At 29.8% G+C, this 339-nt stretch carries 1 protein-coding gene; it reads right to left on the bottom strand.

Annotation, left to right across the window (positions count from 1 at the left end; translation table 11 throughout):
* Positions 1 to 222: hypothetical protein (locus OOJ59_RS27975; RefSeq protein ID WP_268063560.1), on the bottom strand; the 222-nt coding region annotated here is incomplete at its 3' end.
* Positions 223 to 339 lie beyond the last annotated feature (117 nt).

Here is a 339-nt window from a genome sequence, read left to right on the forward strand (position 1 = left end):
ATCAGCATCAGAATCTTTATTTATTTTCGATTTAAACAACTCCCTATATTGTTCAGCCGTTTCTTTTTTTACATCAGTATTTATATTTTTCAAATTTGAAGAAACGAAATTCTGCATTGCAATACCGGGATTTCTTCCGTCATTTTCACATTCCTGGAGTAATGCTTCTAAACTAGATCGGAGGTGTTTTTTATCTGTCGTCGTTAGTTTTTTTATTTTCATCTGAGCCATCCATTTATAATTGTTTAATATGTTGAATGGCATTTTTTTTCCATTTCCAATAAATTTATTTTCAAAGCTTCGCTTCGCTTTGCAATGAAATTAAATTTAAAGTCATTC

Source organism: Citrobacter sp. W9 (genome assembly GCF_026719375.1).
In the GTDB taxonomy this organism is placed as follows: Bacteria; Pseudomonadota; Gammaproteobacteria; order Enterobacterales; family Enterobacteriaceae; genus Citrobacter; species Citrobacter werkmanii.